Origin of the sequence: Streptomyces sp. 5K101 (assembly GCF_046506645.1) — a bacterium.
Lineage (GTDB): Bacteria > Actinomycetota > Actinomycetes > Streptomycetales > Streptomycetaceae > Streptomyces.
Genome location: NZ_JBKFFO010000031.1, coordinates 1 through 22,873, shown reverse-complemented (window position 1 = coordinate 22,873; position 22,873 = coordinate 1). Strand labels below are relative to the sequence as shown.

The 22,873-nt window shown below is 71.4% G+C and carries 17 protein-coding genes and 1 riboswitch; of the genes, 6 read left to right on the top strand and 11 right to left on the bottom strand.

What is annotated here, in order from left to right:
• From ACLB9X_RS32065 to ACLB9X_RS32055, 3 genes are read right to left on the bottom strand one after another with little or no spacing between them, the layout of a single operon-like run.
• Entirely contained in the window at window positions 1-1,203 is a 1,203-nt protein-coding gene (locus ACLB9X_RS32065; protein WP_410363948.1) for an alkaline phosphatase family protein, read from the bottom strand.
• Window positions 1,203-1,787 (bottom strand): DUF5998 family protein, encoded by a 585-nt coding sequence (locus tag ACLB9X_RS32060; RefSeq protein WP_177151636.1) that lies wholly within the window; start codon window positions 1,785-1,787, stop codon window positions 1,203-1,205. The genes ACLB9X_RS32065 and ACLB9X_RS32060 overlap by 1 nt, the downstream gene beginning before the upstream one ends.
• 36 nt (window positions 1,788-1,823) lie before the next feature.
• Window positions 1,824-5,348 carry a GNAT family N-acetyltransferase gene (locus ACLB9X_RS32055; protein ID WP_410363947.1) on the bottom strand — a complete coding sequence of 1,175 codons (3,525 nt, stop codon included), beginning with the start codon at window positions 5,346-5,348 and terminating at the stop codon, window positions 1,824-1,826.
• Window positions 5,349-5,512: 164 nt separating this feature from the next.
• Here ACLB9X_RS32055 and ACLB9X_RS32050 point away from each other — a divergent pair, with 164 nt between their 5' ends.
• Entirely contained in the window at window positions 5,513-5,794 is a 282-nt protein-coding gene (locus ACLB9X_RS32050) for an HPr family phosphocarrier protein (protein ID WP_410363946.1), read from the top strand.
• A 193-nt stretch (window positions 5,795-5,987) separates the two neighbouring features.
• Here ACLB9X_RS32050 and ACLB9X_RS32045 read toward each other — a convergent pair whose 3' ends face one another.
• The 4 genes from ACLB9X_RS32045 to ACLB9X_RS32030 form a co-directional block, all read right to left on the bottom strand.
• Window positions 5,988-6,665 (bottom strand): GntR family transcriptional regulator, encoded by a 678-nt coding sequence (locus tag ACLB9X_RS32045; protein ID WP_410363945.1) that lies wholly within the window; start codon window positions 6,663-6,665, stop codon window positions 5,988-5,990.
• A gap of 254 nt (window positions 6,666-6,919) precedes the next feature.
• Window positions 6,920-7,687: a M23 family metallopeptidase gene (locus ACLB9X_RS32040; RefSeq protein ID WP_410363944.1), complete on the bottom strand. Its 768-nt coding sequence runs from the start codon at window positions 7,685-7,687 to the stop codon at window positions 6,920-6,922.
• 13 nt (window positions 7,688-7,700) lie between these two features.
• A riboswitch (cyclic di-AMP (ydaO/yuaA leader) is annotated at window positions 7,701-7,859 on the bottom strand.
• A 233-nt stretch (window positions 7,860-8,092) separates the two neighbouring features.
• Complete coding sequence (locus ACLB9X_RS32035; RefSeq protein ID WP_410363943.1) at window positions 8,093-9,481, bottom strand: M16 family metallopeptidase; 1,389 nt, start codon at window positions 9,479-9,481, stop codon at window positions 8,093-8,095.
• Entirely contained in the window at window positions 9,478-10,854 is a 1,377-nt protein-coding gene (locus ACLB9X_RS32030) for a M16 family metallopeptidase (protein WP_410363942.1), read from the bottom strand. The genes ACLB9X_RS32035 and ACLB9X_RS32030 overlap by 4 nt, the downstream gene beginning before the upstream one ends.
• 236 nt (window positions 10,855-11,090) lie before the next feature.
• Between ACLB9X_RS32030 and ACLB9X_RS32025 the strand changes: the two genes are divergently transcribed.
• On the top strand, window positions 11,091-13,541 hold the full coding sequence (locus ACLB9X_RS32025; RefSeq protein WP_410363941.1) for a DNA topoisomerase (ATP-hydrolyzing) subunit A: 2,451 nt from the start codon (window positions 11,091-11,093) through the stop codon (window positions 13,539-13,541).
• Here the strand turns inward: ACLB9X_RS32025 and ACLB9X_RS32020 are convergent.
• The gene (locus ACLB9X_RS32020) at window positions 13,538-14,671 is read right to left on the bottom strand and encodes a CobW family GTP-binding protein (RefSeq protein ID WP_410363940.1); all 1,134 of its coding nucleotides are present in this window, start codon (window positions 14,669-14,671) and stop codon (window positions 13,538-13,540) included. The two genes, ACLB9X_RS32025 and ACLB9X_RS32020, sit on opposite strands and share 4 nt — an antisense overlap.
• Window positions 14,672-14,820: 149 nt before the next feature.
• Between ACLB9X_RS32020 and ACLB9X_RS32015 the strand changes: the two genes are divergently transcribed.
• The 3 genes from ACLB9X_RS32015 (at window position 14,821) to ACLB9X_RS32005 (ending at window position 17,615) form a co-directional block, all read left to right on the top strand.
• On the top strand, window positions 14,821-15,057 hold the full coding sequence (locus ACLB9X_RS32015) for a hypothetical protein (protein WP_410363939.1): 237 nt from the start codon (window positions 14,821-14,823) through the stop codon (window positions 15,055-15,057).
• A 195-nt stretch (window positions 15,058-15,252) separates the two neighbouring features.
• Window positions 15,253-16,938 carry an ATP-binding protein gene (locus ACLB9X_RS32010; RefSeq protein WP_410363938.1) on the top strand — a complete coding sequence of 562 codons (1,686 nt, stop codon included), beginning with the start codon at window positions 15,253-15,255 and terminating at the stop codon, window positions 16,936-16,938.
• Window positions 16,935-17,615: a response regulator gene (locus ACLB9X_RS32005; protein WP_410363937.1), complete on the top strand. Its 681-nt coding sequence runs from the start codon at window positions 16,935-16,937 to the stop codon at window positions 17,613-17,615. Before ACLB9X_RS32010 ends, ACLB9X_RS32005 begins: the two co-directional genes overlap by 4 nt.
• Window positions 17,616-17,687: 72 nt before the next feature.
• Here the strand turns inward: ACLB9X_RS32005 and ACLB9X_RS32000 are convergent, their stop codons facing one another.
• The 3 genes from ACLB9X_RS32000 to ACLB9X_RS31990 all read right to left on the bottom strand — a co-directional run bounded on the left by ACLB9X_RS32000 (window position 17,688) and on the right by ACLB9X_RS31990 (window position 22,127).
• Entirely contained in the window at window positions 17,688-19,289 is a 1,602-nt protein-coding gene (locus tag ACLB9X_RS32000; RefSeq protein WP_410363936.1) for a cation acetate symporter, read from the bottom strand.
• Window positions 19,286-19,762: a DUF485 domain-containing protein gene (locus tag ACLB9X_RS31995; protein WP_410363935.1), complete on the bottom strand. Its 477-nt coding sequence runs from the start codon at window positions 19,760-19,762 to the stop codon at window positions 19,286-19,288. Before ACLB9X_RS31995 ends, ACLB9X_RS32000 begins: the two co-directional genes overlap by 4 nt.
• Before the next feature lie 238 nt (window positions 19,763-20,000).
• Window positions 20,001-22,127, bottom strand: a complete 2,127-nt coding sequence (locus ACLB9X_RS31990) for a type IIA DNA topoisomerase subunit B (protein WP_410363934.1) — start codon at window positions 22,125-22,127, stop codon at window positions 20,001-20,003.
• 433 nt (window positions 22,128-22,560) lie between these two features.
• On the opposite strand from ACLB9X_RS31990, the gene ACLB9X_RS31985 reads away from it, so the two are divergent.
• The gene (locus tag ACLB9X_RS31985) at window positions 22,561-22,791 is read left to right on the top strand and encodes a hypothetical protein (protein WP_410363933.1); all 231 of its coding nucleotides are present in this window, start codon (window positions 22,561-22,563) and stop codon (window positions 22,789-22,791) included.
• Window positions 22,792-22,873: the final 82 nt, after the last annotated feature.

The following is a 22,873-nucleotide window of genomic DNA, read 5'->3' as shown; positions in this document are numbered from 1 at the left end:
TTACGAGCGTACTTCGAGGAGGGGGACGAGCTGCTCGACGGGGGTCATGGACCCGTGCATGCCGACCATGGCCGACTCGTTCGGCTCGTTGGCCGACGCGATGACCACCACGTCGTCGTGGGCCGCGGCGACGACGTCGCCGATCCGCCCGTACACCCGCTCCTCGATGCGGTCGCCGAACCAGCCCGCGGCGATCGCCTCGTCGCGCCCGGCCACCCAGAACTGCTCGCCGAGCACCTCCCGCCAGACCGCGAGCACATCGGACTCGGCACCCGGTACGGCGTAGACGTGGCGTGCCCGGCCCTCGCCGCCCAGCAGGGCGACACCGGCGCGCAGTTCCCAGTCCTCGTCGAAGTCGATACGGGACTGGTCGTCGAAGGGGATGTCGATCATGCCGTGGTCGGCGGTGACGTACAGGGCCGTGCGTGGCGGCAGTTGCTCGGCGAGGCGCTGCACCAGCCGGTCCACGTACATCAACTGGCCGCGCCAGGCGTCGGAGTCCACGCCGAAGCGGTGGCCCTTGCCGTCGAGCTCGCTGTAGTACGTGTAGACCAGGGAGCGGTCGCCGGCGGCGAGCTGCTCGGCCGCCAGATCCATGCGCTCCTCGCCGGAGAGGCGCCCGTGAAACGTTCCGCCGCTGAGCGCGATCTTGGTGAGGGGCGTCTGCTCGAATGCCGGCGAGGACACCTGGGACGTGTGCACGCCCGCCTCGTCGGCGAGCTGGAAGACGGTCGGGTACGGCTGCCAGACGCGCGGCGGGGTCCAGGGCTTCCAGCGCAGCTGGTTCATCAGCTCGCCGGTCTCCGGATTGCGCGCGGTGTAGCCGGGCAGACCGTGGACGCCGGGCGGCAGGCCGGTGCCGACGGAGGCGAGCGAGGTCGCGGTCGTCGCGGGGAACCCGGCGGTGATCGGACGCCCGGTGCCGCCGCGCGAGGTGCCCAGCAGAGAGGTCAGGTACGGGGCCTCGTCCGGGTGGGCGAGGAGCTGCTCCCAGCCGAGACCGTCGATGAGGAACACGCAGTTGCGGTCGGCGGGGGTCAGTTCCGCGATGTTCCGGCCGAGGCCGGGGACGCCCTGGCCCGCGGCCAGGGTGGGCAGTAGATCCGCGAGCGAGCCGCTGCCGTATTCGGGAACGGGCGCGGTGTCGGGAGCGAGCGGAGTGGGTTCGTCGGGCCAGACAACACTCTGCGCGGGCTGGGCCATCAGCGGGTGGCCGCCGTGGCTTCGGAGAGGGCCTGGGCGAAGGCCAGCGTCTGGCGCACGGTGTCGGGGCCGTCCCCCGCCTCGCTCACCCGCAGGCTGAGGTCGTCGGCGGTGGAGTTGCCGGTGTAGCCGTGGTCGGCGTCGCAGTTGGGGTCGCCGCAGGCGGCGGGCTCCAGGTCGATGCGGGAGACGGCGCCCCAGCCGATGGTGAGGACGACCTCACGGGGCAGCGTGCCGGGGGTGTACGACTCCGGGTTGGCGACGACCCGGCTGACCACGACGGACGAGATGCGGTCCAGTTTGACCGACTCGGTGGACGTGGTGGCGTACGGCGTCGGGGAGCTGTCGTCGGCGGCCTGCTCGTCGGTGTGGCTGACGATGAAGCGGTTCGCCGTCAGGACGAGGACCGTGACATGGCGGCGGACCTCGTTGGCGTCGAACGTGGTCTCCTGGTGCACGACGTACGACGAGATCGGCTCGCCACCGACGGCGGCCTCCACCGCCTCGGCCACGAGGGCCGGGTAGTAGCCGCTGCGCTCGATCGCCGCGCGCAGCCCCTGGGTCGTCGTACCGGTCTTCGCCATGCGGTCCATCCTACGGGGCCCCGGGGGCCCGGGCGCTCAGTAGCTGGGGAGCCGTCGGGGGCCCAGGTCGGTGCGCGGGGGCGGGGGCGCGAGGCGTACGGAGGCGTCGAGCACGGAGACGCCGTGCGGTGCGACGACGACCGGTTCGAGTCCGATCGAGACCACCTCGGGGTAGTCGTCGACCAGCCGGGAGACCCGCAGCAGCAGCTCCTCCAGCGCGGCCGTGTCGACGGGCGCGGAGCCGCGCCAGCCGAACAGGAGGGGGGCGGTGCGGATGCTGCGGACCAGTTCGGCGGCGTCCCGGTCGGTGGCGGGGACCAGGCGGTGCGCGGTGTCCCCGAGCAGCTCGGAGGGCGGGCCCGCGAGTCCGAAGGAGAGCACGGCGCCGGCGGCGGGGTCGATGGCGGCGCGCACCACGGTGTCGACCCCGCGCGGGACCATCGCCTGGACGACGGGCTGGAGCTCGGCGGGCTTGCCGAGGGAGCCGGTCAACTCCTCGTATGCCTGGCGCAGTTGTGTCTCGTCGGCCAGATCGAGGCGTACGCCGCCGAGGTCGGCGCGGTGGCGCAGGTGCGGGGCGGTGGTCTTGAGGGCGACGGGGTAGCCGAGACGCCTGGCGGCCTCGACGGCGGAATCGGTGTCCGAGGCGGGCAGGGCGGGCCGTACGCGGATGCCGTAGCGGGCCAGCAGCTCATGGGTGTCGGCCTGGCCGAGGGTGAAGCCGCGGGTGTCGGTGTCGTCGCCGAGCAACCGCTCGATCTGGGCGGCGGCACCCGTCTCGTCGATGTCGTCGTACTCGGGCACCTTGCCGGGGTCGGCGGCCTGTCGCCGCCACTGCGCGTACCTGACGGCCTCGGCCAGCGCTCGCACGGCCCGCTCCGCGGCGGGATAGGCCGGGATGCGCCGCGTGTCGTCGCCGTCGCCGGGGGCGGCTGGGCGCTGCTCGCCGGGGGTGGCCGAGCCCGCTGGGCCGTGCATCGCGTCCGCTGCAGGCCCCCGCGCGCCAGGGGTGGCTGAGCCGGCTGCACCGTGCACGACCGAGGCCGCTGCGGGCCCCCGCGCGCCGGGGGCAGCGCGGCCGGATCCGTCGGCCAAGGCCGGTGCCGGGCCGCTGCCGGGGCTGTGAGCGCGGGAGGTGGTGGCCGCAGGGCCGGTGGTGCGCTGGTCACTGCCTGCACCGGGGGCGGGGATGGCGGCCTCGCGGCGGCCCGACCCGTGGGGTGTGGCCTCCGCCCGGCCCCTCTCGGCTCGGTGTCCCGCGTCGGTGGGGCCGGGCTCCGTGGAGGCGGGCGGCCTGCCCGACGCGCGACTTCGCAGGCCGAACCAGGACCTGGCGCCGGAGAGGCGGGACGTCCCTTCTGTCGCCCGTCGGTCATCGGCAGAGGAGGCGCCCTCGTCCTCGTCCACCGGAGCGGAGACCTGCGTCCGGCGCCCCTCCAAAGCCGGTACGGAGCCGTCACCGGCCCCGGTCGCGCCGGCCTCCGCCTGTTCGGAAGCGCCCTCGTCGCCCGGGTCGCTCTCCGCGCGCACGGCCCGGCGGCCCCCGTGCACCGAGGCCGCAGCAGTCGACCCTGCTCCCGGATCGTCCTCCGGCCCCGAGGCGTCCTCGGCCCCGCGGGGCGCGCGCACCGGCACGGCACCGGCGCCGCCCGTCTCGGTGGCGGCGGGGGACGACGCCGCGTCCGCGCGGGCGCGGGGCGCCGTGCTCGACGCCGCCGAGAGCGCGTCCGCCAGCGCGCCCATCTCGACATGGACCACCGCCACCGGCTTCGCCGGGCTCGTGGCCGCCGCGGCGCGGAGGGCGGCGGCCAGCACCTCGCCGTCGCCCGATTCCGTGACGCCGTTCTCCCCCACCCACGGGATCGCCGTGACGATCACGGCGTCGCACGCGTCGTCCTCCAGCGCCTCGGCCAGCGCTGTCCGGAAGTCCGCCGGGGTGGCCTCGGTCGTGAGGTCGAGCGGCGGCAGCGGGCGCAGCCCCTCGGTGAGGCAGGCGTCGTACGCGAGGAGCCCAAGGGACTCAGAGTTGCCGAGGATCGCGACTCTCGGACCGGCCGGCAGCGGCTGGCCCGCCAGCAGCAGCCCCGCGTCGATCAGCTCGGTCACGGTGTCGACGCGGATCACGCCGGCCTGGCGCATCAGCGCGCCGACCGTCGCGTCCGGCATGCGCGTCGCGGGCACCGCGTGCCCGGGCGGCGCACTGCCGCTGTGCCGCGCGCCCTTGACGACGACGACGGGTTTGACCGCCGCCGTGCGCCGGGCGAGCCGGGTGAACTTGCGCGGGTTGCCGATGGACTCGAGGTAGAGCAGGGCGACGTCCGTGCCCGGGTCCTCGTACCAGTACTGGAGGAAGTCGTTGCCCGAGACGTCCGCGCGGTTGCCGGACGAGATGAACGACGACAGCCCCGCGCCGCGCCGGTGCAGACCCGCGAGCAGCGCGATGCCGATCGCCCCGGACTGGGTGAACAGACCGATGCGCCCGGGCGCGGGGGACTCGGGGGCGAGGGAGGCGTTGAGCCGGACGGTGTCCGCGGTGTTGATGATGCCGAAGGCGTTCGGCCCGATGATCCGCATGCCGTACGAGCGGGCCTGGCGCACCAGCTCGCGCTGGCGCTCCCGGCCCGCCGCGCCGCTCTCGGCGTATCCGGCGCTCAGGACCACGAGACCTTGGACGCCGTGCTCGCCGCAGTCGGCGACCACCTCGGTCACCCGCTCGGCGGGGACGGCGACGATCGCGAGGTCGACGGGCTCGCCGATGTCGCCGACCGAGCGGACGGCCGGAACGCCCTCCGCCTCGGTACGGCCTTCGGGGAAGGCGCTGTTCACCGCGTACACCCGCCCGGTGAAGCCGGCGCCCAGGAGGTTGCGCAGGGTGGTGCGGCCGACGCCGCCGGGCCGACGGCCCACGCCGATCACCGCGATCGAGCCCGGCGCGAGGAGACGCTGCACGGAACGGGCCTCGGCCCGCTGCTCGCGGCCGCGCTGCACGGCGAGGGACTCCTCGGTCGGTTCGAGGTCGAGGGTGAGGTGGACCGAGCCGTCCTCGAAGCTGCGCTTCTGGGTGTACCCGGCGTCCCGGAACACCTTGATCATCTTGTTGTTGGCGGGCAGGACCTCGGCCGCGAACCGCCGGATGCCGCGCTCCCGCGCGACGGCGGCGATGTGTTCCAGCAGGGCGGAGGCAATTCCGCGCCCCTGGTGGGCGTCCTGGACGAGGAACGCGACCTCGGCCTCGTCGGCGGGGGCGCCGGCCGGGCGGCCCTGTGCGTCGATCCGGTCGTAGCGGACGGTCGCGACGAACTCGCCGCCGACCGTCATCGCGAGCCCCACCCGGTCCACGTAGTCGTGGTGGGTGAAACGATGGACGTCCTTGTCGGACAGGCGCGGGTAGGGCGCGAAGAAGCGGTAGTACTTCGACTCGTCGGAGACCTGCTCGTAGAAGCTGACGAGCCGGTCGGCGTCCTCGGTGGTGATGGGCCTGATGCGCGCGGTGCCGCCGTCGCGCAGCACCACGTCTGCCTCCCAGTGATCGGGGTAAGCGTGCTCCGACGAGGTCTGCATGGGCCAAGCGTACGGCCCAGTCACGGGTCGCGTGGGTGGTTGTGGACGGGCACGCTGAGAGGGCTCGGCGGCGGTCGTGACCACCATCCGGACGCCGAAGGGAGCACGCCGGAGCGCATGAGAGACTGGTCTAGACAACCCGTTGAGACTTGAAGGGCAACACCATGGCTGAGCGTCGCGTCAATGTCGGCTGGGCCGAGGGCCTGCACGCCCGCCCCGCTTCCATCTTCGTTCGTGCCGCGACGGCCTCCGGCGTCCCGGTGACGATCGCCAAGGCCGACGGCAACCCCGTCAACGCCGCGTCCATGCTGGCCGTGCTGGGCCTCGGTGCACAGGGCGGCGAGGAGATCGTGCTGGCCTCCGACGCGGACGGCGCCGACGTCGCGCTGGACCGCCTGGCCAAGCTCGTGACCGAGGGTCTCGACGAGCTGCCCGAGACAGTCTGACGCTCGACCGCCTGCCGGTGCTCCGGCCCGTACGGGGAAGCACCGGAGAACCACGGCGAAGCCGCGGCGTTCCACGACGGAACCCGCGGCTTTTCCATTCACACCTTCGCCCGATTATTCGGGCGAGCCGAAAACAGGGTCGGCTTCGGACAGGCCTTTCGAATAAGCCCCGCTCTTGTATACGGCTCGATTGTTAATTGCGGACGCTCGCAATGTTTACGGAATGTTGCGAAGTCCTCACCCGGTCCGAGCGTCGCAGCCGGTGCGCGGCCGCCGCCCTTTCCCCGTGGAGGGCCGTGAGCGCCCGGGCCCTTTCCACGTCCCCGCGCGCCACCGCGTCCACGATCGCGCCGTGCTCGGCCCAGCACTCGGCGGGCACGGCGGGCTGGTCGACGGCGTACATCCAGGCGATCTTGTGGCGCAGCTGGGTCAGCAGGGCCGTCAGCCCCGGGCTGCCACAGGCCTGCGCGAGCGTCTCGTGGAACCAGGCGCCCAGGGAGCGCAGGTCCTCGCCCTGACCGCGGCGCGCTCTCTCCTGACCGAGCCTCACCAGCCCGCGCAGCACCTTGAGATGGGCCTCGGTGCGTCGCTGGGCGGCACGGGCGGCGCCGAGCGGCTCCAGCAGCATGCGGATCTCCAGCAGGTCGGCCGCCTCCTGCTCGGTGGGCTCGGCGACATGCGCCCCGGCGTGGCGACGGGTGACGACGAAGCCCTCCGACTCCAAGGTCCGCAGCGCCTCGCGGACCGGGACGCGGGAGACCCCGTAGCGGCGCGCGAGGTTCTCCTCGGTGAGCCGGCTGCCCCGCTCGAATACACCGGAGACGATGTCGTCGCGGATCGCCGTGCATACAGAGTGCGCGGGAATGCGCATGTCCGAACCTCCGCCTTGATCCGCGCGAAACGCAGCCGATTGACTCGTGTCCGGTGACTCTATTCCAGTCCACGGGATTTTCCGATGGCCGACCGGAATTCATGGTTGTCTTTTGGCCGGAAACGACGTCATGCGATCGCCGGGTCGGGGGTAGGACTCTCGGCTCTGCGGCACGGACCCTCTCCGGCCGGGCGGTGCCGTGGACGCGCGGAGGCCCTCGGCGTGTGCCGGGGGCCTCCGCGGGGACGGTGAGGTCAGACGCTCACGCCGCGGGCGCGCAGGTATGCGACCGGGTTGATGTCGGAGCCGTAGTCCGGCGAGGTCCGGGCCTCGAAGTGGAGGTGCGGGCCGGTCGAGTTGCCGGTCGAGCCGGAGAGGCCGATCTGCTGGCCGGGCATCACGCGCTGGCCCACCGAGACGCTGATCGACGACAGGTGGCCGTACTGGGTGTACGTGCCGTCGTTCATGCGCAGCACGATGTTGTTGCCGTACGCGCCGCCCCAGCCCGCCTCGACGACGGTGCCGGCGCCCACGGCCACGACCGACGTGCCGAACGCGGCACGGAAGTCGACGCCGGAGTGGCTGCCGGAGGACCACAGGGATCCACCGGCCTGGTAACCGGTGGTCACGAACGAGCCGGCGACGGGCAGCTGGAAGGAGTTCAGGCGGCGGCGCTCGGCCTCACGGGCGGCGCGCTCCTTGGCCTCACGGGCCTCCTTCGCACGCGCCTCGGCCTTGCGCTTCGCCTCGGCCTTCGCCCGGGCCTCGGCGGCCGCCTCGGCGGCCTCCTGCTTCTGGGCGGCGGCCTGGTCGGCGATCTCGTCGGCGAGGGACCCCATGGAGACGATCTGGGTGAGGCCGGTGTCCTCGACGGAGGGCTCGGCGTCGGCGGCGAACGCCGGGGAGGCGAGGCTTCCGATGACGCCGGTGGTGGCCAGAGTCGCGACGCCGGCGATGTTCCGGCTCCTGCGCGTCAGACGGCTCGGGGCACGGTGCTTCCCGGTGGCACGGGTGAACGCCATGAAAAGGCTGGTCCTTTCCTTCCTTCTCGCCTACCGGGTTAGCTGACGGGTTCGGAGCAGGAAGGTCTCCTACGGGCCCCTCCGCGCGGGCGGAGGCGTCCGATTCACCCCAGGGGACTGGGTCCCCGGCTCCCCCGGCTCGCGCCTGTAGGGGACTCGGCGATGACTGTCCGATGCCGCGGGTGCGACGTGATCCAGGCGGACAGCCGGACCGACGCTAGGCAGGTCATCTGCCAATCACCAAACGGACAGCCGGTTTTGTAGCGCATGCCACAGGGCAGACAGGCCGTCTCTCCAACAAACCGGACATAGCGCGGAACCCCGGCAAACTCCATGAAGCCGGGGTTCCGTTGGGGACGCATCCCACCCGTTGTGCGCGCTCTGACTTGATGTGCGGCTTTCGAATCAGCCCGTGACGACCGTCACTTCACCGATGCCGAGCGCCCTGACCGGCGCCTCGATCTGCGCCGCGTCGCCGACCAGCACCGTGACCAGACGGTCCACGGGGAACGCGCTGACGACCGCGGCGGTCGCCTCCACCGTGCCTGTCGCGGCCAGGCGGGCGTACAACTGCGCCTGGTAGTCGTCCGGGAGGTGCTGCTCGACCTGGTCGGCGAGCGTGGCCGCGACCGACGCCGCGGTCTCGTACTTCAGAGGGGCCACGCCGACCAGGTTCTGCACGGCCACGTCGCGCTCGGCGTCGGTGAGCCCTTCCGCCGCCAGCGTGCGCAGCACCGTCCACAGGTCCTCCAGCGCGGGACCGGTGTTCGGCGTGTCCACGGAGCCGCTGATGGCCAGCATCGAGGCGCCCGAGCCGTCCGGGGCGGACAGCAGGACCTGGCCGAAGGCCCGTACGCCGTAGGTGTAGCCCTTCTCCTCGCGCAGGACGCGGTCGAGCCGGGAGGTCAGCGTGCCGCCCAGGCAGTAGGTGCCGAGCACCTGGGCGGGCCAGACGCTGTCGTGGCGGTCGGGGCCGGTACGGCCGATGAGCAGCTGCGTCTGCACGGCACCGGGGCGGTCGACGATGAACACCCGGCCGGTGTCGTCGGCCGTGATCGCCGGCACGGGGCGGGTGGCCGTCTTGTCGCCCGTCCAGGCACCGAGGGTGTCGGCAAGGACGGCGTCCACGTCGATCCCGGTGAGGTCGCCGACGATCACGACGGTCGACGTGGACGGCCGGACGTGCGCCTCGTAGAAGGCCCGGACGGCCGCGGAGTCGATCCTCGCCACCGTCTCCTCGGTGCCCTGACGCGGGCGGGACACCCGCAGGGCCGACGGGAATAGCTCCTTGGAGAGCTGCTTGGCCGCGCGGCGGGCGGGGTTGGCCGTCTCGTGCGGGATCTCGTCGAGGCGGTTGCGGACCAGCCGGTCGACCTCGCCCGCGGCGAAGGCGGGGGCGCGCAGGGCGTCGGCGAGCAGGCCGAGGCCCTTGGGCAGCCGGGAGGCGGGGATCTCCAGGGAGACGCGGACACCGGGGTGGTCGGCGAGCGAGTCGAGCGTGGCGCCGCAGCGCTCCAGCTCGGCGGCGAACTCCTCGGCACTGTGCTTGTCGGTGCCCTCCGACAGGGCGCGGGCCATGATCGTGGCGACGCCGTCGAAACCCTCGGGCTCCGCCTCCAGGGGCGCGCCGAGGAGGATCTCGACGGCGACGACCTTCTGGCCGGGGCGGTCGCAGCGAAGCACGGTCAGCCCGTTGTCCAGGGTGCCGCGCTCGGGGGCCGGGAAGGCCCAGGGCCGGGCGGTGCCGGGCGTGGGCTGCGGGTGAAAGTCCATGGTCACGGCAGCGTCGCTCACTGGTCCGCCCCCTTGTGCTCGTCGTTCTCGTCGGACGCCGCGGCCTCGTCGCTCACGTCGCTGTCGTCGGCGGAGATGGGCTCGTAGACCAGGACGGCCCTGTTGCGCGGGTGCAGCCTGGCCTTGGCGACCGCCTGCACCTCCTCGGCGGTCACGGCGAGGACGCGCTGCACGGCGGTCAGCGCCAGCTGCGGGTCGCCGAACAGGACGGCGTAACGGCACAGTTCGTCGGCGCGGCCGGCAACGGTGCCGAGCCGGTCGAGCCATTCACGCTCCAGCTGAGCCTGCGCGCGCTCCATCTCCTCGGGCGTCGGGCCCTCGGCCGCGAACCGCGCGAGCTCCTCGTCGACGGCCGCCTCGATCTTCGGGACCTCGACGCCGCCCGACGTCTTCACGTCCAGCCAGCCGAGCGACGGGGCACCGGCCAGGCGCAGCAGCCCGAATCCGGCGGCGACGGCCGTCTGATCGCGGCGCACCAGGCGGTTGTGCAGTCGTGAGGACTCGCCGCCGCCGAGGACGGTGAGCGCCAGGTCGGCCGCGTCGCACTCGCGGGTGCCGTCGTGCGGGAGGCGGTAGGCGGCCATCAGGGCGCGGGCGGGCACCTCCTCGACGATCTCCTCGCGCAGCTGCTCCCCGATGACGTCGGGCAGGGATCCGTCGCGCGGCGGCTGCTTGCCGTCGTGGGACGGGATGGAGCCGAAGTACTTCTCGATCCAGGCGAGCGTCTGCTGGGGATCGATGTCGCCGACGACCGACAGCACCGCGTTGTTCGGTGCGTAGTAGGTGCGGAAGAAGGCGCGGGCGTCCTCGAGGGTCGCCGCGTCGAGATCGGCCATCGAGCCGATCGGCGTGTGGTGGTACGGGTGGCCCTCGGGGTAGGCGAGGGCGGTCAGCCTCTCGAACGCCGTGCCGTACGGCACGTTGTCGTAGCGCTGGCGGCGCTCGTTCTTGACGACGTCGCGCTGGTTCTCCATGGACTCGTCGTCGAGCGCGGCGAGCAGCGAGCCCATGCGGTCGGCCTCCAGCCAGAGCGCCAGCTCCAGCTGGTGGGCGGGCATGGTCTCGAAGTAGTTGGTCCGCTCGAAGCTGGTCGTGCCGTTCAGCGAGCCGCCGGCGCCCTGGACGAGCTCGAAGTGGCCGTTCCCCTTCACCTGGGCCGAGCCCTGGAACATGAGGTGCTCGAAGAGGTGGGCGAGTCCTGTACGGCCCTTGACCTCGTGGCGGGAGCCGACGTCGTACCAGAGGCAGACCGCGGCGACCGGGGTCAGATGGTCCTCCGAGAGCACGACGCGCAGGCCGTTGGCCAGGCGGTGCTCGGTCGCTGTCAGGCCGCCGGAGTCGGCCTGAGCTGTGGCCGTGTGACCCATGGGCATGTACGTCCCTTCGATCGCGATGCTGGATGTGCTGCCAGACCTGCCACTGTATGCAAGCGTGCTGACACCTGGCGAAGTTCCAGGCCGCCGGTCGGCGTTGTTCCCCCGCTCGTGGCGGACGTGGCTGCGGGGCCGCCGCGGGCCCTGTGCCCGGGTCGCGGTCCGCGTTGTCAGTGGAACGGTCCACAATGGTCGGCGTCAGATCCATCCTGGTACGTGAAGGAGCAGCAGCCGCGATGGCCCGCCGCAGCACGAAGACCCCACCGCCGGACGATTTCGAGGAGAGGATCCTCGACATCGACGTCGTGGACGAAATGCAGGGCTCCTTCCTCGAGTACGCGTACTCGGTGATCTACTCCCGCGCCCTGCCCGACGCCCGCGACGGCATGAAGCCGGTGCACCGCCGCATCGTGTACCAGATGAACGAGATGGGCCTGCGCCCCGACCGCGGCTACGTGAAGTGCGCCCGCGTCGTCGGCGAGGTCATGGGCAAGCTGCACCCGCACGGTGACGCGTCGATCTACGACGCCCTGGTGCGCATGGCGCAGCCGTTCTCGATGCGCCTGCCGCTCGTCGACGGCCACGGGAACTTCGGCTCGCTGGGCAACGACGACCCGCCGGCCGCCATGCGGTACACCGAGTGCCGCATGGCGGACGCCACCAGCCTGATGACGGAGTCGATCGACGAGGACACCGTCGACTTCCAGTCGAACTACGACGGCCAGGAGCAGGAGCCGGTCGCCCTCCCCGCCGCCTACCCGAACCTCCTGGTCAACGGGGCGTCCGGCATCGCGGTCGGCATGGCGACCAACATGCCCCCGCACAATCTGGGCGAGGTCGTCGCGGCGGCCCGGCACTTGATCAGATATCCCCACGCCGACCTCGACGCGCTGATGCGCCATGTGCCCGGCCCCGACCTGCCGACCGGCGGCCGTATCGTCGGCCTCAGCGGGATCAGGGACGCCTACGAGACCGGCCGGGGCACGTTCAAGATCCGCGCCACCGTGTCCGTCGAGACGGTCCCCGCCCGCCGCAAGGGTCTGGTCGTCACCGAGCTGCCCTTCTCGGTCGGTCCCGAGAAGGTCGTCTCCAAGATCAAGGATCTGGTCTCGGCGAAGAAGCTGCAGGGCATCGCCGACGTCAAGGACCTCACGGACCGGCAGCACGGCCTGCGCCTGGTCATCGAGGTCAAGAACGGCTTCATTCCGGAGGCCGTCCTGGAGCAGCTGTACAAGCTGACGCCCATGGAGGAGTCCTTCGGCATCAACAACGTGGCGCTGGTGGACGGCCAGCCGCTCACGCTGGGACTGAAGGAGCTGCTGGAGGTCTACCTGGACCACCGGTTCGACGTGGTGCGCCGGCGCAGCGAGTTCCGCCGCACCAAGCGCCGCGACCGGCTCCACCTGGTAGAGGGACTGCTCGTCGCCCTGCTCGACATCGACGAGGTCATCCGCCTCATCCGCTCCAGCGACAACTCCGCCCAGGCCAAGGAGCGCCTGATCGAGCACTTCTCGCTGAGCGAGATCCAGACGCAGTACATCCTCGACACTCCGCTGCGGCGCCTGACCAGGTTCGACCGGATCGAGCTCGAGAGCGAGCGCGACCGGCTCAACAGCGAGATCGAGGAGCTCACCCGGATCCTGGAGTCGGACGCCGAGCTGCGCAAGCTGGTCTCCGCCGAACTGGCCGCGGTGGCCAAGAAGTTCGGCACCCCACGGCGCACGGTGCTGCTGGAGTCCGCGGGCGCGCCCGCGCCCGCCGCGTCGCTCCAGGTCGCGGACGACCCGTGCCGCGTACTGCTGTCCTCCACGGGCCTGCTGGCGCGCACCGCCACCGGTGAGCCGCTGGTGGACCACGGCACCAAGCGCACCAAGCACGACGTGATCGTCTCGGCGGTGCTCACGACGCAGCGCGGCGAGGTGGGTGCGGTGACGTCGGCCGGACGGCTGCTGCGCCTGTCCGTGATCGACCTCCCGCAGCTGCCGGACACGGCGTCCGATCCCAACCTGGCGGGCGGCGCGCCGGTCGCGGAGTTCCTGACCCTGGAGGCGGACGAGCAGATCGTCTGTCTCACCACGATGGACGAGGCCTCGCCGGGCCTCGCGCTGGGCACGGCACAGGGCGTGGTCAAGCGGGTGGTGCCCGACTATCCGTCCAACAAGGACGAGTTGGAGGTCTTCGCGCTCCGGGACGGGGACCGGATCGTGGGCGGCACGGAGCTGCGTACGGGCGAGGAGGACCTGGTCTTCATCACGTCCGACGCGCAGTTGCTGCGCTTCCCCGCATCGCAGGTGCGGCCGCAGGGCCGGGCGGCCGGCGGTATGGCCGGCATCAAGCTGGCGGCGGGTGCCGAGGTGATCTCGTTCACCGCGGTCGATCCGGCCGGGAACGCGGTGGTGTTCACGGTGGCCGGCTCGCAGGGCACGCTGGACGAGGCTCCGACGACGGCGAAGCTCACGCCGTTCGACCAGTACCCGCGCAAGGGGCGCGCGACCGGCGGCGTGCGCTGCCAGCGCTTCCTGAAGGGCGAGGACATGCTGGTGCTGGCCTGGGCCGGCGCGGCCCCGGCGCGCGCGGCGCAGAAGAACGGCGCACCGGCGCAGTTGCCCGAGCTCGACCCGCGCCGTGACGGTTCGGGCACGCCGTTGACGTCCCCGGTGGCGGTCCTTGCGGGGCCCGCGCGTTAGATCTCCTGGTCGGGGGCGCCGGTCCCGCCCGGCTCCCCCGCCCCGTCCACCGCGTAAAACTCCCCCGCCGCGTCCGGCTCATCGGGGACGTAGCGCAGGACGCCCCACATGCTGCGCTCGTCGGGGCGGTCCTCGGGTCCGGCCGGCACGCAGGCCTCGATCTCCTTGCGGAGGCCCGCGGCGTCGATGCCGGAGCCGATGAGCACGAGCTGCGTTATGGGCGGCTCGCCGGCCGGCCAGGGCTGCGGGGAGAAGCGCAGGAAGCGCCCGACGGCGTGGACGGCGTACCGGTTGCGCGGATCGGCCGCACCGAAGTCGACGAAGCCCTTGATCCGGTACAGCCCCGCGGGCCTGGAGTCGAGGAACGCCATGAGCCGTCGCGGGTGCACCGGCACGTCCAGGGAGACGGAGACGCTGTCGTACGCGGCGTGCAGATGCCCCTCGTGGTCGTGGCCGTGCTCGCGGTCGTACGCCTCGGCGTACAGGTCCTCGAAGGAGAGCTGGCGGACCTCCTCCTCTTCGGACCGCACGGCAGGGTCCAGGAGCAGTGCGGGGTCGACCCGCCCGTACTGCGCGGAGACGACGGGCGTGCCCACGGCGAGTTCGGCGAGCGTGTCCCGCAGCCGCTCCTGGGCGGCCCGGTCCACGCGGTCGGTCTTGTTGAGGACGACAAGGTCGGCGACGGCCAGGTGCCGGTCGAGTTCGGGATGCCGGACCCGGGTGTCGTCGAACTCGGCGGCGTCGACGACCTCGACGAGCCCTCCGTACACGATCCAGGGATTGTCGCTGGCGAGAATCATCCGCACAAGCTCCTGCGGCTCGGCCAGCCCGGACGCCTCGACGACGATGACGTCGATCCGCGCCGAGGGACGGGTGAGCTTGTCCAGATAGTCGTCCAGCTCGCTCGCGTCGACAGCGCAGCACAGGCAGCCGTTGCCGAGGGAGACCGTGGAACCGACCTGTCCGGCGACGGTCATGGCGTCGATCTCGATCGACCCGAAGTCGTTGACCACGACGCCGATGCGGGTGCCGCCGTTGCGGCGCAGCAAGTGGTTGAGCAGCGTGGTCTTTCCTGATCCGAGGAAGCCCGCGAGGACGACGACGGGGATCCGGTTCCTGCTCGGGCTCACTGCTGCACCTCGGACGGTTGGGTCTGCTCCGGCGGCCCAGGATAAGGGCGCACGCGAAGTGAACGATTGTTAGCAGCGCGTACCGGGCACACATTCGACACGGCCCCCGGAGACACGCACCGCCGTTCCCTCCGCAAGGATCGGCGCCAGTGAAGATCGTTCGTAGGATCGGAGCGTCCCCTCGTGAGCGCGGACGCCTGTCCGGGCAGACCTGCCCGGACATTTTCGAGCTCAGCGACGGCCGCTTCGCCGTGATCGGCACCGAGGCCACGGAAGACCTCGACAAGGAGCTTCCCGCCGACGCCGCGCGCGCGGACTACGAGCGCATCGTGATCATCAGTCGCGAAACGCTCATCAGAGCCAAGGCCGACATCCCCGACGCGTAACCGGTCGACGGGGACCAGCACGTGCTCGGCACCGACCGGTGCCGGGCACGTCGTCGTTTCCGGCCCACCGTGGAGAGCGGCGACGCGGGCCCGGTGCGACGCGGCGTCGCGAGCCGGTGCGGGAGCGGGCGCGGGCGGGCCCGTGAAGTGGACGCCATTTCGAAAAGCGGGCCGCGCCGTTTACCGTTCATAGACATGAGTCCCGTACCGACCGCCTCCGCCCGGCGACGGCGGCTCGGCTGGCCGAAGCGGGTCTTCTCGCAGGTCCTGCTCATGCAGCTGGCCATCGCCACCGGCGTCACCGCGCTGGCCACCGGCCTGTTCCTCGCGCCGCTCAGTTCCCAGCTCGACGACCAGGCGATGCGGCGCGCCCTCGCCATCGCGCAGACCACCGCCTCCCCCGAGCTTGCCGCCGACGTGACCCGCACTCGCCCGACCGCCGACGGCCCGGTGCAGCGGGAGGCCGAGCGGATCAGGATCGCGACCGGCGCCGAGTACATCGTCGTGATGGACGACAACGGCGTGCGCTGGTCGCACACGTCACCGTCCGAGATCGGGCGCATCGTCTCGACCGACCCGAGCGTCGCCCTCTCCGGCCGCGAGGTGATGGAGATCGACAGCGGCACCCTCGGACGCTCCGCACGGGGCAAGGTGCCGCTCAAGGACGACGAGGGCCGGATCGTCGGAGCCGTGTCGGTCGGCATCGAGTACGACAGCGTCCGCGCCAGGCTGCTCGCCGCCATCCCGGGACTCATCGCCTACGCGGGCGGTGCGCTGGCCGTCGGCGCGCTGGCGGCCTACCTGATCTCCCGCAGGCTCCAGCGGCAGACCCACGACCTGGCCTTCTCCGACATCTCCGCCCTGCTCGCCGAACGCGAGGCCATGCTCCACGGCATCCGTGAAGGTGTCGTCGCCGTCGACCGGACGGGCGGGATCCGGCTGCTCAACGACGAGGCGCAGCGCCTGCTGGGTGTCGGTCCCGACGTCATCGGCCGGCCGCTGGACGAGGTGCTGGGCGCAGGCCGTACGACCGACGTGCTCGCGGGCCGCGTCAGTGGCGAGGACCTGCTGACCGTACGCGGCAGCCGGGTGCTGATCGCGAACCGGATGCCGACCGACGACGGAGGCGCCGTCGTCACTCTGCGCGACCGCACCGAACTGGAACAGCTGGGCCGGGAACTGGACTCGACCCGGGGCCTGATCGACGCCCTGCGTGCCCAGGACCACGAGCACGCGAACCGGATGCACACCCTCCTCGGCCTGCTCGAACTGGAGATGCACGAAGAGGCCGTGGAGTTCGTCACCGAGGTCGTCGGCGTGCATCGGGCCACCGCGGAGCAGGTCACGGAGAAGATCCACGATCCGCTGCTGGCGGCGTTGCTCGTGGGCAAGGCGACCGTGGCGGCCGAACGCGGGGTGTCGCTGGGCATCGCGCCCGCGACGCTGCTGCCCGACCGGCTGGTGGATCCGCGCGGCCTGGTGACCGTCGTGGGCAATCTCGTCGACAACGCGCTGGACGCGGCAGCGGGCACGCCGGACGCGACGGTCGAGGTGGAACTGCATGCGGAGGACCGCACCGTCGTGCTGCGCATCGCGGACAGCGGGCCGGGAGTCCCGCCCGAGCGGCGTGAACTGATCTTCACCGAGGGCTGGTCGACCAAGGAGCTGCCCGCCCACGGCAAGCGCGGACTGGGGCTCGCCCTGGTGCGCAGGTTCGCCGAGCGGCAAGGCGGCACGGCGACGGTGCGGGAAGCGGCCTCGGGCGGCGCCGAGTTCACCGTCGTCCTGCCGGAGGCGCTGACCGAGCAGCCGCTCCTGGCGGCAGGAGCGGCAGAGAAGCCGGCGGCCGTCGCCGCCGAGACGATGCGAGAAGGACGATGATCGACGTACTGGTCGTGGACGACGACGTCCGGGTCGCTGACGTCAACGCAGCCTACGTCGCCAAGGTGCCCGGCTTCCGGGTCGCGGCGGTCGCCCACTCGGCCGCCGAGGCACTGTCCCGTATCGCCGAGACGCCCGCGGATCTGATCCTGCTCGACCACTATCTGCCGGACGAGAACGGCCTCGCCGTGGTCCAGGAGCTGCGCCGTCTCGGCCACCAGACCGATGTGATCATGGTGACGGCGGCCCGTGACGTGGCGACGGTCCAGGCCGCCATGCGTCATGGCGCCCTCCAGTACCTGGTGAAGCCGTTCAACTTCGCCGGGCTGCGCACCAAGCTGGAGGCGTACGCGGCTCTTCGGCGCACCCTCGACGGGGGCGGCGAGGCGGAGCAGGCCGAGGTGGACCGCATGTTCGGCGCGCTGTCGGCCGCGTCCGTCGCCCCCGAACTGCCCAAGGGACACTCCCCCACGACGGCCGAGGTGGTGCGCCAGGTCCTGCTGGCCGCCGAGGGCCCGCTCTCGGCCCAGGAGATCGCGGAACGGGCCGGTATGAGCCGGCAGACCGCACAGCGCTACCTGAAGCTCCTGGAACGGACGAACCGCGTGCGCCTGAGCCTCAAGTACGGCGAGACGGGCCGCCCCGAACACCGCTACTCCTGGACGACCAGCGGCTGAGAACAACCGTCCACGACGGGCAGCGACGGGCGGCGAGGGAGCCGCGCTCCTGTCCTCCGCGCGGGCGACCCGCTACACGGCACCGGCCCCGGTCAGCGCCCGCACCTCGGTCTCGGCATGCCGTGCCGCGTCCGGCGGCTCCGACGACGTGACGGTGCCGACCCAGCCCGCGAGGAAGCCGAGCGGGATCGAGACCAGACCCGGGTTCTCCAGCGGGAAGACGTGGAAGTCCACCGCTGGGAAGAGCGCCTGCGGGCTTCCGGACACCACCGGTGACAGCACCACGAGCAGCACCGAGGGGACGAGACCTCCATACACCGACCACACCGCCCCACGGGTGGTGAACTTCCGCCAGAACAGCGAGTAGAGCAGGACGGGCAGGTTCGCCGACGCGGCCACCGCGAACGCCAGCCCCACCAGGAAGGCCACGTTCAGATCGCGGGCCAGCAGGCCGAGCCCGATGGCGACGGCACCGATCCCCACCGCCGCGATCCTGGCGACCGCCACCTCGCCGTACCGGCTGCCCTCCCGGGACACCGGGCGTCGCAGGGACGCGTACAGATCGTGCGCGACCGAGGCCGAGGACGCCAGCGTGATGCCTGCGACGACCGCCAGGATCGTCGCGAAGGCCACGGCGGCGACCACCGCGAAGAGCACGGTGCCCCCGGTCGAGCCCGCTCCCCCGCCGAGGTCGAGGGCGAGCAGCGGCACGGCGGTGTTCCCGGCGGCGCTCGACGCCCGTACGCCGTCCGTGCCCACCACGGCCGCGGCGCCGAAGCCGAGCACGATCGTCATCAGGTAGAAGCTGCCGATGAGGCCGATGGCCCAGACGATCGAGCGGCGGGCGGCCCGTGCGGTCGGCACGGTGTAGAAGCGCGACAGGATGTGCGGGAGTCCTGCCGTGCCCAGCACCAGCGCCAGACCGAGGCTGATGAAGTCCAGGCGCGCACTCCAGTCGCCCCCGTACCGGAGGCCGGGCGAGAGGAACTCCTTGCCGTGTCCGCTGCGCTCGGCGGCGGAGGTGAGCAACTGGCCGGCGTCACCGCCGAACCGCATCAGCACGAGCACGGTCACCACGATCGCACCCGCCATCAGCAGCACGGCCTTCACGATCTGGATCCAGGTGGTGGCTCGCATCCCTCCCATCGACACATAGATCACCATCAGGGCACCCACACCGACGACGGTCCACGAGCGCGCGGCTTCGCTCGTGCCGCCCAGCAGCAGCGCGACGAGGGACCCGGCTCCCACCATCTGCGCCACCAGATACAGAACGGACACGGTGACCGAGGAAGTTCCCGATGCGATGCGGACGCGTCGCTCGTTCATCCGGGAGGCGACGACGTCTGCGAGGGTGAACCGGCCGCAGTTGCGCACGAGTTCCGCGACGAGGAAGAGGACGACGAGCCAGGCGACCAGGAACCCGACGGAGTAGAGCATTCCGTCGTAGCCGAACAGGGCGATGAGTCCGGAGATACCGAGGAACGATGCGGCCGACATGTAGTCGCCGGCGATCGCGAAACCGTTTTCCATCGGCGAGAAGAGCCGCCCGCCGGCGTAGAACTCCTCGGCCGACCCCTGTCTGTGGCGGCTCACCCACGTCGTGATGCCGAGGGTGACGGCGACGAACGCGCTGAACAGCAGGAGCGCCAGGGCTTGGTGGTCGCCGCTCAATGCCCGGCCCCCCGGGTCATCTCCTGGGTGTCCCAGCGCAGTTCGAGCGCGGCACCGTCGCGGCGCCGACGGGCGTGGCGGGCATAGGCCCAGGTCAGCAGAAACGTGGTGAGGAACTGGGCGAGCCCCGCCGCCATCGCCACGTTGACCGCGCCGGCGACCGGGCGGGCCATCAGCTCCGGCGCGGTGGTCGCGGCCACCACGTAAGCGAGGTACCAGAGGAAGAAAGCGAGGGAGGCGGGCACGACGAACCGCCGGTAGCGGCGGCGTACTTCCCGGAAGGCGGCGCTGCGCTGCACCTCGAGGTAGATCTCGGCAGCGCTGGGGCCTGTCTCGCACTCCGCGGACGCAGGCGGGCCGACACGGACCCGCCCGCCGGTGCCGTCCACATCGACCCAGCCGGAGGCCAGCGCGTCGTACCACGGGTCCTCCATCCGAACCGCCGACGCGTCCTGCCCTTCCTTGTCGTCCACGCTCAACTCTCCTTGCTCAGCGAGCCACTTCGGCCCGTATGCACAAGGATGGACAAAGCGAGAGCATCTCGGACTCTTCTCCCAGGACGCTTCACCCCATCAGGTGACTCCGGTCCCCGGTGGCCGAGCGAGCCCTTCCGGCAGGCCGCCGCGCCGATGCCACGGAGGCGAGGGCCCGCGCCGGATCGGGCCCGGGGAGGAACCGGGGGGTGGAGTCGCCTCCACCCCCGGTGGGGCGTCAGGCGTCGATGCGCGAACGGTCCAGGGTGGCCGCCGAGCTGGTGATGAACTCCTTGCGGGGCGCGACCTCGTTGCCCATCAGCAGGTCGAAGATCTGCTCGGAGGCCTCGAGGTCCCCGATGTTGATGCGGCGCAGGGTGCGGTGGCGCGGGTCCATCGTGGTCTCCGCGAGCTGGTCCGCGTCCATCTCGCCGAGGCCCTTGTAGCGCTGGATGGAGTCCTTGAAGCGAACGCCCTTGCGCTGGAACTCGAGCACCGTCTGCCGCAGCTCATTGTCCGAGTACGTGTAGACGTACTTGTCCTGGCCCTTCTTCGGCTGGATCAGCTCGATCCGGTGCAGCGGCGGAACGGCGGCGAACACGCGGCCCGCCTCCACCATCGGCCGCATGTACCGCTGGAAGAGCGTGAGCAGCAGGGTCCGGATGTGGGAACCGTCGACGTCGGCGTCCGTCATCATGATGACCTTGCCGTAGCGTGCCGCGTCGATGTCGAAGGTGCGGCCCGAGCCGGCCCCTATGACCTGGATGATCGCGCCGCACTCGGCGTTCTTCAGCATGTCGGACACGGACGACTTCTGGACGTTGAGGATCTTGCCGCGGATCGGCAGCAGCGCCTGGAACTCGCTGTTGCGCGCCAGCTTGGCCGTACCGAGTGCGGAGTCTCCCTCGACGATGAAAAGCTCGCTGCGCTCCACGTCGTCGCTGCGGCAGTCGGCGAGCTTGGCCGGCAGCGACGAGGACTCCAGGGCCGTCTTGCGCCGCTGCGCCTCCTTGTGCTGGCGAGCCGCGATGCGCGTACGGGCGGCGGCGACGGCCTTTTCCAGAACGGCGCGGGCCTGGGCCTTGGCGTCCCGCTTGGTGGAGGTCAGGAAGGCCTTGAGCTCCTTGGCGACCACGTTCGCCACGATCCTGTTGGCGGCCGACGTGCCGAGGACCTCCTTGGTCTGGCCCTCGAACTGCGGCTCGGCGAGCCGGACGGTCACGACCGCGGTCAGGCCCTCCAGGGCGTCGTCCTTGACGATGTCGTCCTCGGCCACACGCAGAAGCTTGGCGGAGCGCAGGACCTCGTTGACCGTCCTCGTCACGGAGCGCTCGAAGCCGGTGACATGGGTGCCGCCCTTGGGGGTGGCGATGATGTTGACGAACGACCGGACCGTGGTGTCGTAGCCCGTGCCCCAGCGCAGGGCGACGTCCACGCCGAGCTCACGGGTGACCTCGGTCGGGGTCATGTGTCCGCGGTCGTCGAGGACGGGGACGGTCTCCTTGAAGGTGCCCTGGCCGCTCAGGCGCAGCACGTCGCAGACCGCCTTGTCCTGGGCCAGGTACTCGCAGAACTCGCTGATCCCGCCGTCGAAGCGGAACGTCTCCACGCTCTTGCCTTCGCCGTCGCCGCCCGCCGGGCCGCGCTCGTCGCGCACGACGATGGTGAGGCCGGGGACCAGGAAGGCGGTCTGCCGGGCGCGCTGGTGGAGCGTCTCCAGGGAAAGCCGGGCGTCCTTGAGGAAGATCTGACGGTCGGCCCAGTACCGCACGCGGGTGCCGGTGCGGGCCTTGGGCACGCGCTTGCCCTTCAGGAGCCCGTTGGCCGGGTCGAAGGGGGCGTCGGGACCGGACTCGGTGAAGATGCCGGGCACACCGCGCCGGAAGCTGATCATGTGGGTGGCGCCGCTGCGGTCCACCTCGACGTCGAGGCGCGCGGAGAGCGCGTTGACCACGGAGGCGCCGACGCCGTGTAGACCACCGGAGGCCGCGTACGAACCGCCGCCGAACTTGCCGCCGGCGTGCAGCTTGGTCATCACGACCTCGACGCCCGACAGGCCGGTCTTGGGCTCGACGTCCACCGGGATGCCGCGGCCGTTGTCCCGGACCTCGACGGATCCGTCTTCGTGGAGGATGACCTCGATGTGGTCGCAGTGGCCGCCGAGGGCCTCGTCCACGGAGTTGTCGATGATCTCCCACAGGCAGTGCATGAGGCCGCGGCTGTCCGTGGACCCGATGTACATGCCGGGGCGCTTGCGGACAGCTTCGAGGCCCTCCAGGACGAGCAGGTGCCGCGCGGTGTAGTTGGAACCGTCACGGTCTGCGGTCAGCAGCGCTGTGGACGGCACGGACGTTTCGGCGGTCACGCGGTTCGCTCCTCGCTGAATTTCAGATGTGGCCAAGGTGGGTAAAGGCCCGGGCGTCGGTCGCCGGTCAGAGCGTACCGAGGCCTGGTAGAGCCGATGTAACGCCACCCTCGTGATTTCTCATGCTAGTCCAGCATCGCATGTGTGTTCGATCCCTCGATGGGGTGACGTGCACATCACGTTCCCTTCCAGGCATGAACCATTTAGGCTCCGGGCACGTCCTCATGAACAACCGGCTACCCAGCCGGGAGGGCCAAACGAGACAAGCAACGCGAAATCCGTAGAGCGAAGCAATACGGCTCATTCGCCGCCAACCGGCAGCAGACAGCCACCTCGGAAAAAATTTCGAGGAAAAGCCCCGAGCGGGAACGTTTTCGGGCTGGTTGGATGTTGCACCTGCTACGACAGCTCGTCGAGCTAGAGAAGAGGCGACGTGACTACTGTTCTGACCCCCGCGACCCCGCTGACGGCCGCTGACCGCTGCGACCGCTGCGGCGCCCAGGCGTATCTGCGCGTCGTCCTGCTCAGCGGCGGTGAGCTGCTCTTCTGCGCCCACCACGGACGCAAGTTCGAGCCGGAACTCAAGAAGATCGCCGCGGAGATACAGGATGAGACGGACCGTCTGACGGCCGTGCCGGCCGGTGCCGGCGAAGAGGACCACTGACCTCGCATCCACGACGAGCCATGGGCCGGTCGAGGACCGGCGTCGGGGGGGGGGCCCCGGGGGCCCACGGGCCCCGCCCCCC